This is a genomic window from Pseudomonas sp. C321, assembly GCF_055407105.1.
Genome location: NZ_JBUZRB010000031.1, coordinates 1 through 823, shown reverse-complemented (window position 1 = coordinate 823; position 823 = coordinate 1). Strand labels below are relative to the sequence as shown.

The following is an 823-nucleotide window of genomic DNA, read 5'->3' as shown; positions in this document are numbered from 1 at the left end:
GTTGCCGGCCTTGTCTTCGTTGGTCACGGTGAAGCTATGCTCGCCGTTGTTCAGCGGGCTTGGGGTGAAACTCCAGTTACCTTTGCCATCCACTTCAACGCTGCCCAACAGGCTGTCGTTGTCGTAGATATGCACGGTGCTGCCCGGTTCGCCATTGCCCGACAGGGTCGGGGTGGTGTCATCGGTGCTGCCACCGTTGGTAATCGGACCCTGGATCTCGCCGACGTCGTCGAACACTTCGCCAATGACGGCTTTACCCGGGGCCGAAGTGTCTACAGTCAGGTCAAACACAGAGGTCGGATCGCTTTCGCCACCGGCTGCGGTAACCACGGTTGCGGTGAGGCTGTGCTCGCCTTCTGCCAAGGCTTGAGTCGGCGTGAAGCTCCACTCGCCTTTGCCATTGGACTGGGCGGAACCCAGCAATACCTTGCCGTCGTAGATGTTGACGGTCGAGTTCGCCGTCGCCTTGCCATGCAAAGTCGGCTTGGTGTCGTCAGTGACATCGCCATTGCCCAGGTTGCCCTGTTTGCTGCCAACGTCATCCGCTACGCGAGTGATCGAAACATCAACCGCGCGGGTGTCGACCGTGAAGTCGATCACAGCGCTTTGTTCGCCCAGGTTACCGGCTTTGTCGACCACCGCCGTGCTCAGGCCATGACCGCCTTCGGCCAATGGTGTGCCCGGCGTAAAGCTCCAAACACCCTTGTCATCAACCGGCACACGGCCGATCTCAACCCCTTGGTCATAAATGACCACGGTGCTGTTGGCTTCAGCTTTACCGCTGAAGGTCGGGGTGTTGTCGTCGGTGGTGTCACCGCTGACG

The 823-nt window shown here is 59.8% G+C and carries 1 protein-coding gene; it reads right to left on the bottom strand.

The window, feature by feature from the left end; translation table 11 throughout:
- Positions 1-823, bottom strand: an 823-nt coding sequence (locus ACZRJ6_RS26220) for an Ig-like domain-containing protein (RefSeq protein WP_463993568.1), incomplete at both ends; no start/stop codon positions are given.